The 14,307-nt window shown below is 74.1% G+C and carries 13 protein-coding genes; 4 read left to right on the top strand and 9 right to left on the bottom strand.

The features are described 5' to 3' along the window. The first annotated feature begins 12 nt into the window (after positions 1–12). Positions 13–792 (top strand): hypothetical protein, encoded by a 780-nt coding sequence (locus tag VK501_RS03540; protein ID WP_324334703.1) that lies wholly within the window; start codon positions 13–15, stop codon positions 790–792. Between the two features lie 106 nt (positions 793–898). On the opposite strand, the gene VK501_RS03535 is transcribed toward VK501_RS03540, so the two are convergent. The 5 genes from VK501_RS03535 to VK501_RS03515 are packed head-to-tail and all read right to left on the bottom strand — an operon-like array spanning position 899 to position 4,775. Then, positions 899–1,489, bottom strand: coding sequence for a nucleotidyltransferase family protein (locus VK501_RS03535; RefSeq protein ID WP_324334701.1), 591 nt, complete (start codon positions 1,487–1,489; stop codon positions 899–901). Continuing rightward, positions 1,486–2,220 carry a class I SAM-dependent methyltransferase gene (locus VK501_RS03530; RefSeq protein ID WP_324334699.1) on the bottom strand — a complete coding sequence of 245 codons (735 nt, stop codon included), beginning with the start codon at positions 2,218–2,220 and terminating at the stop codon, positions 1,486–1,488. Before VK501_RS03530 ends, VK501_RS03535 begins: the two co-directional genes overlap by 4 nt. Continuing rightward, positions 2,213–2,887 (bottom strand): enoyl-CoA hydratase-related protein, encoded by a 675-nt coding sequence (locus VK501_RS03525; RefSeq protein WP_324334697.1) that lies wholly within the window; start codon positions 2,885–2,887, stop codon positions 2,213–2,215. Before VK501_RS03525 ends, VK501_RS03530 begins: the two co-directional genes overlap by 8 nt. 44 nt (positions 2,888–2,931) lie before the next feature. Then, positions 2,932–3,846 carry a VOC family protein gene (locus tag VK501_RS03520; RefSeq protein ID WP_324334695.1) on the bottom strand — a complete coding sequence of 305 codons (915 nt, stop codon included), beginning with the start codon at positions 3,844–3,846 and terminating at the stop codon, positions 2,932–2,934. 41 nt (positions 3,847–3,887) lie between these two features. After that, the gene (locus VK501_RS03515; RefSeq protein WP_324334693.1) at positions 3,888–4,775 is read right to left on the bottom strand and encodes a M48 family metalloprotease; all 888 of its coding nucleotides are present in this window, start codon (positions 4,773–4,775) and stop codon (positions 3,888–3,890) included. 104 nt (positions 4,776–4,879) lie between these two features. Between VK501_RS03515 and VK501_RS03510 the strand changes: the two genes are divergently transcribed. Beyond that, a complete protein-coding gene (locus VK501_RS03510) occupies positions 4,880–5,362 on the top strand; it encodes a MarR family transcriptional regulator (protein ID WP_324334691.1) in 483 nt (160 codons plus the stop codon). Next, complete coding sequence (locus tag VK501_RS03505; protein WP_324334689.1) at positions 5,359–6,888, top strand: DHA2 family efflux MFS transporter permease subunit; 1,530 nt, start codon at positions 5,359–5,361, stop codon at positions 6,886–6,888. The genes VK501_RS03510 and VK501_RS03505 overlap by 4 nt, the downstream gene beginning before the upstream one ends. A 68-nt stretch (positions 6,889–6,956) precedes the next feature. Here VK501_RS03505 and VK501_RS03500 read toward each other — a convergent pair whose 3' ends face one another. The 4 genes from VK501_RS03500 to VK501_RS03485 form a co-directional block, all read right to left on the bottom strand. Beyond that, positions 6,957–7,967, bottom strand: a complete 1,011-nt coding sequence (locus VK501_RS03500) for an NADPH:quinone oxidoreductase family protein (protein WP_324334687.1) — start codon at positions 7,965–7,967, stop codon at positions 6,957–6,959. 519 nt (positions 7,968–8,486) lie between these two features. Continuing rightward, positions 8,487–9,488 carry an asparaginase gene (locus VK501_RS03495; RefSeq protein ID WP_324334685.1) on the bottom strand — a complete coding sequence of 334 codons (1,002 nt, stop codon included), beginning with the start codon at positions 9,486–9,488 and terminating at the stop codon, positions 8,487–8,489. Between the two features lie 81 nt (positions 9,489–9,569). Then, entirely contained in the window at positions 9,570–10,490 is a 921-nt protein-coding gene (locus tag VK501_RS03490; RefSeq protein ID WP_324334683.1) for a S1C family serine protease, read from the bottom strand. A 91-nt stretch (positions 10,491–10,581) separates the two neighbouring features. Next, positions 10,582–12,654 (bottom strand): GAF domain-containing protein, encoded by a 2,073-nt coding sequence (locus VK501_RS03485; RefSeq protein ID WP_324334681.1) that lies wholly within the window; start codon positions 12,652–12,654, stop codon positions 10,582–10,584. Between the two features lie 114 nt (positions 12,655–12,768). Here VK501_RS03485 and VK501_RS03480 point away from each other — a divergent pair, with 114 nt between their 5' ends. Then, entirely contained in the window at positions 12,769–14,229 is a 1,461-nt protein-coding gene (locus tag VK501_RS03480) for a carboxypeptidase M32 (protein ID WP_324334679.1), read from the top strand. Positions 14,230–14,307: the final 78 nt, after the last annotated feature.

The following is a 14,307-nucleotide window of genomic DNA, read 5'->3' as shown; positions in this document are numbered from 1 at the left end:
GCTGGGTGGGTGATGCTTGCCGCGCTGGTCAGCGTCGACCCGTTTCCGGACACGACGGCCCCAGGGCGCAGCACGGCATTCCTGGTCCTGACCGCCTTCCTGGTCACGTTCCTCTTCATCCGCACCAGCGCGCGGCTGATCCGCAATCCGAGCGTGACCTGGTGGCCCGGAAACGTCGAGAGCGGCGGCCTGCACATCCATCACCTCGTCTGGGGCGTCTGCCTCGTGCTCATCGTCGGGTTCCTCGGCTTCGCCGCCGACCTCCAGAGCCCGTGGTGGCACATCGCGGCGATCGCATTCGGGATCGGCGCCGGCCTGACCATCGACGAGTTTGCGCTGTGGTTGTACCTACGCGACGTCTACTGGAGCGAGCAGGGACGGCTCTCGGTGGACGCGGCCCTCATCGCCACCGTGTTTTCGGCGCTGGTCGTGCTGGGCACCAAGCCCTTCGGCCTCGACGAGCCTCAGTCGGTCGTCGGCACGGTCATGCTCGCGGTGCAGGCCGTCGCCCTCTCGGCCATCGCCTTCCTCAAGGGCCGCTTCGTGATGGGCGTGGTCTCCCTCTTCGTGCCGTTCTGGGGGCTGATCGCGCTCGTCCGGCTGGCGAAGCCGAGCTCGCCGTGGGCCCGCTGGCGTTACCGCGGCCGGCGCACGGGACGGCTGATCCGGGCCAGGGCCCGCTTCCGCCATGACCGCCGATCCGCCGCGCTTGGCGACCGCCTGGTCGCCCTCACCACGGGGGTCACCGAGCACGACCGCGCCACCGAAGACCCGCCCTCGGAGCGAAGCTGATCTGATCTGACTAGGGGTGCCGTAGGCGGCCAGCGAGGCCGAGGCCCACGACGGCCAGCCGTCGCCGCCGGAGGTGGGTCCCCAGTCGCGATAGCGACACAGTCTCCTAGCCGGCGGCCAGCCGCGCCAGGTCGGCGGGCGTGTCGGCGTCGTCGGGCCGGCCGAGGCCGTCGCAGGCGACCTGCTGCACGCGGATCGACGGCAGCAGCTCACGCGCGCCCGCGTCGCCGCGGAGCGCCGAGACCGCAGCGAACGTCGAGGACTCAAGCAGCGTCGGGTGGCCCGGGACGCCGGCGTAGGTCGCGCGCACGGCGTCGAAGCGCTCCGGTGCCCGCGCCGCCACAACGCGGTCGACCGCGGCCGTCGCCAGCAGCGGCTGGTCGCCGAGCACGATCACGACGGCGTGCAAGCCCGCCGCCGACGCCGCGGCCACGCCCGCCCGCAGCGAGGCGCTCAGCCCCTCCTCCCACCCGGCGCACCGGACGACGCGGGCGTCCCCGAGGTCGGCGCCGGCCACGATCGCGTCCGCCTCGGCCCCGAGGACCACGAACCGGGCGGCGAGCGCCGGGGTCGCGAGCACGCTGACCGCGTGCTCCACCAGGGGGCGCCCGCGGAACGCGGCCAGCTGCTTGACGCCGCCGGTGAACCGCGAGCCCGCGCCCGCGGCCAGCACCAATCCCGCGACGCCGCCGCTCATCCGCCGCCCGGCCACGCCCGCGACGCCGGCCGCAGCACGTGCAGTGCGACACCGTCGTCGCGTCGCTCTGAAACCAGGCTGAACGTCCCGCGTGCGGCGGCCAGGAAGTCGCGCGTCCCCGCGCGCTGCGGGTCGGCGAGGTGCAGCACGCCGTCGGCGGCCAGCAGCCGGGGCCACAGGCGCAGCGCGGTCTCGACGTTGCCCCGGGTGTAGAGCACGTCGGCCGCCAGCAGCACGTCGAAGGGCCCGCGGGCGACCAGCGCTTCGCCGTGCGCCGCCCAGTCCACGACGGCCACCTGCGCGTCGACCTCGTTGAGCGCCAGGTTGTGGGCCGCGAAAGCCACTGCGTCGGGGACGCCGTCGGTCGCCAGCACGTCGGCGCCCGCGCGCGCGGCGACCAGGCTCGGGGCGCCCAGCCCGCACCCGAGCTCGAGCACCCGCGCGCCGGTGGCCGGGGGTGCCGCCGACAGCGCGCCGGCCAGCGCCAGGCCGCTGGGCCACGGTCGGGCCCAGTACGGCGTCGGCCGTCCCGCGCCGCCCTCCTCGTGGCGCAGCTGGTCCCAGTCGGCGGGCCGCACGAGGTAGACCTCGTCGCCCGCCGCGCCGACGACGAACCGCTGCACCGCGACGTGCAGCAGCGCCGGCGGCAGCTCGGCGGGCGCCACGTCCCGCAGCGCCGCGAGCTGCTCGCCGAGCGAGATCCGCAGCGCGCTCAGGCCGTCGTCAGCCAAACGCGACCGGGGTCTGGTCGAGCAGGAGGGCCAGCGTGCCGGCGTACATCCCCGTCTTGATCGCGCCGAGCGTCGGGCCGTGCTTGCCCGCCAGCGCCGCCGCGCGCTGCACCGCTTCGGCCAGGACGCGGTCCTCGGCGACCGCGGCGTCCACGATGCCGGCGGCGGCCGCCTCCTCGCCGCCGTAGCGCCGGCCCGTGGTCATCGCCTCGTGCGCGGCCTTCTTCGACAGGCGCGCCTGGATGAGCGCGGCCATCGGCGGGGTGAACGGGATGTGGATGTCGACCTCCGGCAGGCAGAAGAACCCGCGGTCGCCCCGCATGACCCGGAAGTCGTGCGCCACGGCGAGCATCGCGCCTGCGGCAAAGCAATGTCCTCCGATCGCCGCGACCGTCGGGACCGGCAGCGCCAGCACCTTGCCGAAGAGCGCGTGCACGCGCGGGACGAACGCCGGCACCTGATCGGTGTGAGCGCCCATCCACTCGAGGTCGAGCCCGTTGGACCAGATCTTGCCCGTCGCGGTGGTCACCAGCGCGCGCGGCTCCGGCGCCGCGGCGACCTCGTCGAGCAGCTCCTCGACGGCGCCGACCCACTCCGGGTTGAAGCGGTTCTCCCCGTCGCCGAGGTCGAGCAGGTACACGTCGCCGTCGCGGTCCAGGGAGGGCATGGCGCGGCAGCCTAACGCGGCACGGCCCGCGCCCGCGGCGCCGCTCAGGCCTCGACGCCGAGGCGCAGCGGGATGCCCGACGGATCGGCGACGAGCACCGCGCCGTCGACCGGCTCGGTCACCGCGCCCGCCGCGGTCAGCCGCGCCACGACGCGGTCGCGCTCCCGCGCGTCGGGCAGCACGATCGTGACCTCGCGCAGCCGCGCGGTGCCCTCCGGGGCCGGCTCGCGGCGCCGTGTCTCCCACGCGTTCGCGCCGATGTGATGGTGGTAGCCGCCGGCCGACAGGAACGCGGCCTGCTCGCCGAGCTGCGCGATCAGCTCCATCCCCAGCACGTCGCGGTAGAAGCCGATCGTCTCCAGCACGTCGGCGGCGCGCAGGTGGACGTGGCCCATGACGGTGCCGTCGGCCAGAGCGTCGAACGGCTCGCTCGCGAGGTCGGGCAGCTCGCTGAGCAGGGAGTCGACGTCGAGCGCCCACGTGCCCATGCGCTCGCCGACCTGGCCCTCCCACAGCTCGCGCGGCCGGTCCCAGTAGACCTCGATCCCGTGGTGATCCGGGTCCTGGAGGTAGATCGCCTCCGAGACGAAGTGGTCCGACAGGCCGACGAGCGGGACCCGCTCGCGCGCGAGGTGCGCGAGGAAGCGCGCCAGGTCGGCGCGATCGGGCACGAGCAGCGCGAAGTGGTAGAGCCCCGGGTAGCCGTCGGACGGCACCGCGCGGGGAACCTCCTCGAGCACGAGCAGCTCGCGCGTGCCGGCGCCCAGCGCGACGAGGCCGTCCTGGCGACGCAGCGCGACGAGGCCGAGCACGTCGCCGTAGTAGGCGATCGAGCGGTCCAGGTCGGCGACGGTGAGCCGTACGGCGCCCATGTACGTGCCGGCCGCGATGGCCGCGCTCGGCGGCGCGACGGCGGCGACGGCGGTCAGCTCCTCGGGATCCAGCGGTGCATCGGCCATCGATGCAGTACAGCACGCGCGGATGCTCGGCCCGCGGGGCTTCAGTCCGGCTCGCGCAGCGCGGGCCGCGCGTGCTGCAGCTCGCGCTCGAGGCGCTCCAGCGCCGCGAGCCGGCGCTCGACGGTCGGATGGGTGGCCCCGAGGAACCGCCGCCACCCGGTGACGTCCTCGACCGGCAGCAGGTGCAGCGCGTCGCGCCCGGCGACGGCGCGCAGGTCCTCGTCGGGCAGGCGCATGAGGTCGCCGGAGACCTTCATGAGCGCCGAGGCCAGCGCGCTCGGGCGCCCGGTCAGCGCGGCGGCGCCCGCGTCGGCCGTCAGCTCGCGGTAGCGCGAGAGCGCGTTGCTGCCGACGCCCGCCAGCGTGCCGATGACCAGGCCGAGCAGGCGGCCGGCCATCAGCGGCCACCACCAGCCGGCGTTGGATACGCCGCCTTCGCGCAGGGCCGCGCCGGGGAGGCCGACCACTGTCATGACGGTCGCGTCGCGGTGCGCCACGTGGCTGAGCTCGTGCGCCACGACGGCCTCCAGCTCGGCGGGCTCCAGGAGCCCGAGCAGGCCGCGGGTGACGTGCAGCCGCGGCGGCCGTCCGGGCGCGTCGACGATCCAGCTGTTGGGCTGGCGCTCGTCGTCGAGCGCGATCTCGGGCCGCGGCAGGTCGGCGACCAGGCAGAGGCGCTCCACGATCGCCTGCAGCTCCGGCTGCTCGTGCGGCCCGAGCAGCGGCGCCGCGGACGTCTTCCGGCGCTCGCGCACCACGGCGGCGACGCCGAGGGCCGTCGCGAGCGCCAGCCCACCCAGGAGCTTGGGCGGCAGCACCAGCACGCACACCGCGAGCAGGGCCACGACGAGCGCGGGCGTGAGCACGGCGGTCAGCACCATGCGCGCCTGGAGGCCGCGGTCGGCGGGGAAGAGGTCGCGACGAGGCACAACGCTGAGGGTAGGAGCGCAGGGCCGGCGCCGCAAGACATCTCCGCGTCCGCGCAAAGACCTTCGTGGACGCACTCTTTGCGCCCACGTTAGTATTTGCGCCGATGCACAAGCCCGCCGTCTCCGCGCAGCAGCTGGCCGACGAGTTGATGTCCTTCCTCGCGACGACCATGAAGTCCGCCCAGAGCGAGGTCTTCGAGATCGTCCAGGAGCTGGACCTCTCGATGACCCAGCTCAAGATGCTGCACGTGCTCGACGGCGCCGAGCACGAGCTCACCCCGTCCGAGCTCGCCAAGTTCGTCGGCCTCTCCCCCGCGGCCACCGGCCGCGCGGTCGACGCGCTCACCCGCCAGGACATCGTGTCCCGGCGCGAGGACGAGCAGGACCGGCGCGTCAAGCGCCTGGCGCTCACCGAGCGTGGCCGCGAATACGTGAACCGCATCTCGGCCGCGCGGCGCGAGGGCCTCGTCCAGCTCACCAAGACCCTCGACGACGATCAACGCGCAGCCCTGTCGGACGCGCTGGCGCCGCTCATGACCACCTCCTCCTCCCCCGACTGCGCGATCCGCGCGAAGGAGCACGGATGACCGCTGCCTCCTCCCAGCCCACCAAGGCGAAGGTCTTCGACCGCGCCCTCATCAGCATCTCCGCCGTCGTCGTGCTCGGCACGTTCATGTCGATCCTCGACACGACGATCGTCAACGTGGCGATCAACACCCTGTCGAAGGACTTCAACACGTCGTTGGCGACGATCCAGTGGGTCTCGACGGGCTACATGCTCGCGCTGGCCACGGTCATCCCGCTCACCGGGTGGGCCGCCGACCGCTTCGGCACCAAGCGGCTGTACATGATCTCGATCGGCCTCTTCCTCGCCGGCTCGGCGCTGTCGGGCCTCGCGTGGTCGGCCGAGTCGCTCATCGGCTTCCGCATCCTGCAGGGCCTTGGCGGCGGCATGATCATGCCCGCGGGCATGACGATCCTGTCGCAGGCCGCCGGCCCGCAGCGCATGGGCCGCGTCATGGGCATCGTCGGCGTCCCGATGCTGATGGGCCCGATCATCGGCCCGATCCTCGGCGGCTGGCTCGTCGACGACATCTCGTGGCGCTGGATCTTCTACGTGAACATCCCGATCGGCGCGGTGGCCCTCGTCGCGGCCTCCAAGCTGCTGCCGCGCGACGCGCCTGCCGCGCACCAGCGCCTCGACTGGCTCGGGTTGCTGCTGCTCTCCCCCGGCCTCGCGGCGTTCGTGTACGGGTTGGCCGAGACCTCGTCGTCGGGCGGGATCGGCGCCCCCCAGGCGTTCGTCCCGATGGTCGCCGGCGCCCTGCTGATCGCCACGTTCATCTTCCACGCCGCGCGCCACGCGTGGCCGCTGATCGACGTCAAGCTGTTTCGCAACCGCACGATGAGCGCCGCGTCGACGACGACGTTCGCGTTCGCCGCGGCGATGTTCGGCGCCATGTTCATGCTGCCGCTCTACTACCAGGTGGTCCGGGGCCAGTCGGCGCTGGACGCCGGACTGCTGCTCGCGCCCCAGGGCGTGGGCGCGGCGCTCATGATGCCCGTCGCCGGCAAGCTCACCGACGACATCGGCCCGGGCAAGGTCGTGCTCGGCGGCCTGGGACTGCTGCTGCTCGGCATGCTCGGCTTCACCCAGGTCGGCGCTCACACGTCGTTCTGGTTCCTCGGCAGCTCCCAGTTCCTGATGGGGCTCGGCATGGGCGCGACGATGATGCCCGCGATGTCGGCGGCCTACCAGACGCTGCAGCACGACCAGCTCGCGCGAGCGACGACGGCGCTGAACATCATCCAGCGCGTCGGCGGCTCGATCGGCACGGCGACGTTGTCGGTGGTGTTGACCCACCAGCTTTCGAGCCGCCTGCCGGGCGGCAGCGAGGGCGGGCTCGCGGCGGCGCAGTCGGTGCCGGCCGCCGCGCGCGACCGGGTCGCGCCCGACATCGCCGAGGCCTTCGGCCACACGTTCTGGTGGTCGGCGGCGATCATCGCGCTCGCCGTGATCCCGGCGCTGCTGCTGCCCCGCCACAAGCCCGCGGCGCCGGAGGCCGGCGAGGCGCCGAGCGCCGCCGAGACGCAGGTGCTGGTCGAGGCCTAGGGGAACACTGGCCCAGAGGGCCAGGTTCCCTTGCGGGTCTTCGCCCAGGGGGCGAAACCCGCGGCGGGTTAGGGACCCACGCTTGGGGCCTGGTCGCGCACGTCGAGCACGACCTTGCCCAGCGCACCGCGGCCGTCGATGGTCTTCAGGGCCTCGGCGGCCCGGTCCAGCGGGAAGCGCCGGCTGACGATCGGGCGCACGGCGCCGCCGGCGATCAGCTCGTCGACGGCGGCGCCGATCTCCCGATTCATGTCTGGCTTGGACATCATGTAGGCGCCCCACCCCGCACCGATGACCTCGGTGTTGTTCAGCAGCAGGCGATTGACCTTGACCTCGGGGATCGAGCCGCCGGTGAAGCCGACGACGACCACGCGGCCCTCCTCGCGCAGCGACCGGATCGAGTCGGTGAAGCGATCGCCGCCGACCGGGTCGAGGACGAGGTCGACGCCGCCGCCCGACAGCTCCTTGACCTCGTCCTTCCAGGCCGCGTCGGAGCGGACGACCTCGTCGGCGCCGGCGTCGCGCGCGACCTGCTCCTTCTCGTCGCTGGAGACGACCGCGATCGTCCTGGCGCCCAGACCCTTGGCGACCTGCAGCGCCGCGGTGCCGACGCCCCCGGCGGCGCCGTGCACGAGCACCGTCTCGCCCGCTGCGAGGCGGCCGCGCAGCTTCAGCGCGAAGTAGGCCGTGTGGTAGTTGAGGATCAACGCGGCGCCCTGCGCGAAGTCCAGCGCGTCGGGCAGCTTGAAGGTCAGGAACTCGGGCGCGACGGCGACCTCGGCGAAGCCGCCGAGCATGCAGAACGCGGCGACGCGGTCGCCCGCCTGCACGGCCGCGCCCGCGGGCGCGCTGCGCACGGTCCCGCCGACCTCGCTGCCGGGGATGAACGGCAGCGGCGGCTTGATCTGGTACTCGCCGCGCGTCTGCAGCACCTCGGGGAACGAGACGCCGGCGACCTCGACGTCGACCACGACGCCGCTGCCCGGGGTCATGAGGTGCGACGCCTCGGGCTCGGGGACGTCGACGATCTGCAGGGCGGTGTCGGGTCCGGTCAGCTCGGTGATCTGGAGGGCGCGCATGGCGCGAACCCTAACCTGAATCCGGATTCAACCGCGGACGCGCGGGCCTCGCTCGGCGCGTTCCGAGCGTCGGCGGCGCGGGCGGCGCGGGCGGCGCGGGCGGCGCGGGCGCCGGCGGCGTTCCGCTCAGGCGCTTGCGCTGGCGCGCCACGTCGCCGGTCGGCAATGACGGCGAGGTAGCGAGTGGCGCGGGCGCCGTGGGTCTCCGCCGGCGTCGCGGGGCGGGAGCGTTCGCGCGTGAACCGCCGCTCGGCGGGGTCCGGGTCGCTTCGTGATGAATAGTTCAGCGTCAGGCGACCCCGATCCCCCGAGGACCGCCGCGGACGACCCGCGACGCCGGCGCCCTCGCTCACTGTCTCTCCGTCATCGCCCACGAACCACCCGCCGCGGCACGACCAGCGCCCGTGCGGAACGCCGCAAGCGCCGGCGCGCCGCCCCTCCCGAGCGTCGAGGGACGATTGAATCTCGCTGTACGAGATTCAATCGTCCCTCGACGGCCCTGCCGGCGCCCGCAGTCCCTCAGCCGTCGTCCTGCGAGAAGGCCCAGCGGGCCTCGTCGATGTCCAGCCCCGCCGACAGGCAGGCCAGCAGCTTCATGCGGATCGCCTGCGGGGAGAGGAAGCCGGCCGGGATGATGTTCGTGCCGCGCAGGTCGCGCTCGGACCCGGCGTAGCCGTAGGTCGCGTTGAGGACGACGCCGCGCTCGGGGCGGCAGTAGGCGACGACCGGGATGTCGTTGGCGGCCGCGCCCCAGATCTCCAGGACCTCGGGCGCGAGGTGACCGGCGCCGAGCGTGCCGAGGACGATGCCGTCGGGCTCGGTGGCGAGCGCGGCGCGCGCGAGCGAGCCGTCGTCGCCCGCCGAGGACGGCACGATGTGCACGCGCTTGTCCAGCGACGGCGGGTCCAGCGGCGGATTGCGCGGGATCCGGGACCAGATCGTCGGGTGGCCCTCGGTGACGCGGCCCAGCGGGCCGGTCTGCGGCGAGGAGAACGCCACCAGCGAGGTCGTGTCGGTCTTGCGCGCGCAGCGGGCGTGGTGGATCTCGCCGCCGAAGACGACGAGGACGCCCATGCCGGCGGCGGGGGCGCTGGCGGCGACGCTGACGGCGTCGACGAGGTTGGCGGGACCGTCGGCGCCGGCGGCCGACGCCGGCCGGATGGCGCCGGTGAAGACGATCGGCGCGTCGGCGTCGTGGAGGACGTCGCAGAGCATCGCGGTCTCCTCGAGCACGTCGGTGCCGTGGGTCACCACGACGCCGATGCCGCGGCGCGAGGCGTCGCGGGCGGCGCGGCAGATGCGCAGCTGGTCGTCGAGCGTGAGGTGCGCGCTCGGCTTGTTGAGGACGCTGATGGCCTCCAGGTCGGGGAACGCCGTGAGGCCGGGAACGCTGGCGACGAGGGCCTCGGCGTCCAGCTCAGGCTGGGCGCCACCTTCGCCCACCATGGCGATGGTCCCTCCGGCGGTGAGGATCCGGACCCGGCGAACGGGCGCGGTGCTGCGATCGGTGGCGGTCAGCATCGACCGTCGAGAGTACAGCCGCCCGACCGGGCACCCCGCCCACCGCCCCCGCGCGCGCCTAGTAGCCGCCCACGCGCGCGGCTAGTAGCCGCCCGGCAGGACGAACTGCGGGACCTGCTGGTCCTGCTGGCCCTGGCCGCCGTAGGGGTCGACCTGCTGGCCCCCGCGGCCGTACGGGTCGACCTGCTGGCCCTGCCCGCCCTGCGTCGCACCCGACGACGTCGGGTTGGCGATGAAGTCCTGCACGATCTTCGCGGGGATGGCGAAGCCGATGCCGACGTTGCCGCTCTCGCCGCCGGCGGAGGAGCCGCTCGTGGCGATCTGCGAGTTGACGCCGATGACCTTGCCGTCCGCGTCGAGCAGCGGGCCGCCCGAGTTGCCGGGGTTCAGCGCGGCGTCGGTCTGGATCGCGCCCTTGATCGGGGTGCCGTCCGGCGCCTGGATGTCGCGGTTCAGCGCGCTGACGATACCGCTGGTCAGCGTGTGGTCCAACCCGTAGGGGTTGCCGATCGCGTAGGTGGCATCACCGATCTGCACGCTGGAGGAATCCCCGAACGACAGGGCGTGCAGCTTGGCGGAGCCGGCATCGACCTGGAGCAGGGCGAGATCCTTGGAGGCGTCGGCGGCGACGACCGTCGCCGGCTGCTCCTTGCCGTTGGTCCCGAGCTTGACGGTCACCTGCGTGGCGCCGTCGACGACGTGCTCGTTGGTGATGATCTTGCCGTCGGAGGTGACGACGAAGCCCGAACCGGTGGCCGTGCCCTGCCCGGTCTGGGCGCTGATGTAGGCGACGGCGTCCTTGGCGGAGTTGTAGACGTCCTTGGCCGTCGACGCCGTGGTCTCGGCGACCGGACGGGACGCGCCCGAGGCGGGTGTGGCCGCCGCGGTGGCGGATGGGCCGGAACCGTGGCCGTTGACGACGACGGCCGCGACGCCCGCGCCACCGGCGCCGGCGATGAGGGCGCACGCGCCGAAGGCGGCGAGCTTGGATGAGGGGGTCATGCAGACACTGTCGGGCAGCGTTCTTGTCTGAGCTTCAAGGGATCCCAAACCGCGCATAAGAACCCGGTCGGGCCCCGCGCGCCGGCCGGCTTCAGGCCACGGGCGAGCCGTGGAGCGGGAGCGCCGCGACGACCACGGTCCCCTCGCCCGGAGGGCTCTCGACGCGCAGCTCGCCGTCCATCGCGGCGGCACGGTCGCGGAGCCCGACGAGCCCGGAACCCTCGTCGCTGCGAGCCCCGCCGACGCCGTCGTCGCGGACCTCGAGGCAGAGCACGCCGTCGCCGACGACGGCGGTGATCCGCGCGCTGCTCGCGCGGGCGTGCCGGACAGTGTTGGTCAGCGCCTCGGCGACGATGAAGTAGGCGGCGGCCTCCAGCTCCACGGGCAGCCGCTCGGCGGTGACGTCGACCGACACGGGCAGGTGGATGCGCGAGACCAGCGCGTCGATCCCGGCGCGCAGCCCGCCGCTGCTGAGCGCCGCCGGCAGGGTCCCGTGCGCGAGCTCGCGCAGCTCGCCGTGGGCCCGCTCGGCGTGCGCGAGCGCCTCGGCCACCAGCTCGACCGCGGGGCCGGTCGCGTCCCCGAGCTCCCGCCGCGCGAGCTTCAGGGCGATCACCGTGCTCACCAGGCGCTGCTGGGCGCCGTCGTGCAGGTCGCGCTGGATGCGGCGCCGGGCCGCCTCGCCGGCGGCCACCACGCGGCCGCGCGCCGCGGTGAGCTCGGCCCGGCTCTCGGCGTTCGCGATCACGGTGCCGACGAGCTCGGTGAAGCTCGCCATGCGCTTCTCCGTGTCGGCACACAGCGGCTCGTGCTTGGTCGCCGCGACGATCGCACCCCAGAGACGGCCCTCGACGACGATCGGGCTCGCGACGGCCGAGCGGCTTCCCACGCGCCGCAGATAGTCGGCGACCGGTCCGGGCGCCGTGGCGTAGTCGTGGTCGTCCACGCGAGCAGATCGACCGGTGCGAGCCACCGCCGCGATGGCGAGTGAGTCGTCGAGCTCCACGCGCATGCCGACCCCGAGCTCGTCGACCCACCGCCCCACGCCGGCGAGGATCGTGGCGGTGCGGTCGGGCTCGAAGCGGACGACGGCCGCATCCTCGGCGCCGAGGAGCAGGCCGACCTCCTCCGCGACCGCCGTGAAGATGTCGGCCGGGGACGCATCGTGCGCGACGGCCGCGGCGAGGCGTCGCAGCCCGGCACGCTCGGCGGCGAGCATGCGCAGCTCGTCGCGCGGAGCGTGCCGTGGCGTGCGCGCGTCGGGCAGCTCCCGCACGACGAAGGCCTGCTCGGGCCCGACCGGCTCCGCGAACGCGTGCGCGCCGTCGGGCAGGACCAGCTCGCCTCCGCCGCGCGGCAGCTCCAGCCGCGTGCCGTGCAACCACCCTCGGGAGTCGTCGGCGATGAGCCGTCCGGTCGGCCCGACGAGCGCGCGGCGGTCGCCGCTGCCGGTGATGCGCTCCTGATAGCGCGCCCGCAGCCGGTCGTCGCGCTCCTGCAGGCGGTAGCGCAGGTGGCCCTCGACGGCTCGGGCGGTCGTCATGACGACCGCCAGGCTCTGCGGGTCCACGTCCTTCTCGAGGCCGGTCAGGTCGATGACGCCGAGCAGCTCGCCCGTCTCGGGGTCGTGGACGGGGGCCGCCGAGCAGGTCCAGGCCTGCACGACTTCGACGAAGTGCTCGCCCGCGAAGATCTGGACCGCGTGATCGGCCGCCAGGGCGGTCCCGACCGCGTTGGTCCCGGCGCCGTTCTCGCTCCACAGGGCGCCCTCCGTGAAGTTCATCGAATCGGCCGCCTGGGACCGCACCCTGCTGTTGCCCTCGAGCTGGAGCAGCACGCCCGCCGCGTCGCTCACGACGAGCAGGTGCTCCGACGCGTCGGCGACGGCTCCCAGGCATTCACGGATCAGCGGCGCCGCCGCGGCCAGCGGGTGCATCTCCCACCGCGCCGACGCCTCCTGACGATCGGCGGTCGCCGGGGCCAGCCGGCGCCCCGATGGGTCGATGCCCGCGTCCAGCGACCGGCGCCACGAGTCGGCGACCGGTGGTCGAACCCCACTCACGCGCGCCCCGCTGAGGAAGCGCTCCCAGTCTCGCCGCAGCTCGCGGGCACGCAGGGCCGGCGGCGTCGCCGCGTCGATGGCCAGCCATGGGTTACGGGGCATCTGGTGGCTCGGATCCGGATGTGGTCCTTTGGTGGTACGCGCCAGGGTGGCACATCGCGGACGCCGGCTCGCCTGCTCGGACAGCCCCCGGGGCGTCGTTCTAGGGTGTCGGGAATGCCCGCCCTGGACGCCCTCCGTGATCGGCTCGCCGAGCTGGCCGACCTGTCGCTGCTCGGACACCTCGCGGCCTGGGACCAGCGGACGATGATGCCGCCCGGCGGCTCACCGGCCCGCGCCCATCAGCTCGCCACGCTGGAGCGCCTCGCGCACGAGCGCGCGACCGCCGACGAGGTCGGCGAGTGGCTCGAGGAGCTCGAGCGCGAGGGCGCCGCGGGCGACCTCGGCGAGCTGGACCGCGACCTCGTCCGGCTCGCGCGGCGCGACTGGGACCGGAGTCGCCGCGTGCCGACCGACCTCGCCGCCGAGCTCGCCCAGGCCGGCGCAGAGGGCCAGGACGTCTGGCAGGCGGCCCGCGCCGACGACGACTTCGCCGCGTTCGCGCCGGCGCTGCGGCGCAACATCGAGCTGGCGCGCTCGTACGCCGCGTGCTTCGAGGGCTTCGCCCGGCCCTACGACGCGCTGCTGGCCGACTACGACTTCGGGCTCACCGCCGCGCGCATCCAGGAGGTCTTCGGCCGCCTCGCCGAGGCGCTCCCGCCGCTGGTGGCGCAAGCCGCGCAGCGCCCCGCCCCGCGGCCGCTGGACGTGCCGGTCGCCGCCCAGCGGGCGGCCGTGACCAGCACGCTGGCGCGCCTGGGCGTGAAGGACGACAGCTGGCGCGTGGACGTGTCGGCACACCCGTTCTCCACCAACGTGGGCCGGCGCGACAGCCGCATCACCACGCGCTACGAGGACGGGCAGCTGGAGTCCGTGCTGGCCGCGATGCACGAGTTCGGGCACTCGTTGTACGAGCGCCAGATCGCGCCGGAGCTGGCGCGGACCAACCTCGGGCACGGCACGTCGATGTCGATCCACGAGTCCCAGAGCAAGTTGTGGGAGAACCACGTCGGCCGCAACCCGGCGTTCGGCGCCGTGATCGCCGGGGAGCTGACGGCCGGCGGCTTCCCGATCGATCCCGACACGCTGCTGGCGGCGTTCGGTCAGGTGCGCCCGTCGCTGATCCGCGTCTCGGCCGACGAGCTGACCTACCCGCTGCACATCGTGCTGCGCTTCGAGCTGGAGCTCGCGCTCATCGAAGGCCGGCTCGACGTCGCCGACCTCCCGGCTGCGTGGAACGACGGGATGCGGCGACTGCTCGGCGTCGAGGTGCCGCGCGACGCCGACGGCGTCCTGCAGGACGTCCACTGGGCCGGCGGCGCGTTCGGCTACTTCCCCAGCTACGCGCTCGGCACCCTGATCGCCGCGCAGCTGTGGGACCGCCTGGAGCAGGACGCCGGCTCCCAGGACGAGGCCCTGGCCGGCGGCGACGTCACGGCGATCCGCACCTGGCTGGCCGACCATGTCCACCATGTCGGTCGGCGGCTGGACACCGAGCCGCTGGTGGCCAGCGTCACCGGGCACGGGGTCGAAGTGGAGCCGTTCCTCGCGCACGTCGGCCGCGTGGCGGCCCGCTAGGGGCGGTGGGTCCCTAGCGGACCGCGGGTACGAGCCCCTGGGCGAGTACCCGCAAGCGAAACGAGCCCCTTGGGCGAG

Origin of the sequence: Baekduia sp., from assembly GCF_035318805.1 — a bacterium.
Classification (GTDB): domain Bacteria; phylum Actinomycetota; class Thermoleophilia; order Solirubrobacterales; family Solirubrobacteraceae; genus Baekduia.
The sequence above is the reverse complement of the archived record's forward strand: the minus strand, read 5'-3'. Positions and strand labels throughout refer to the sequence as shown.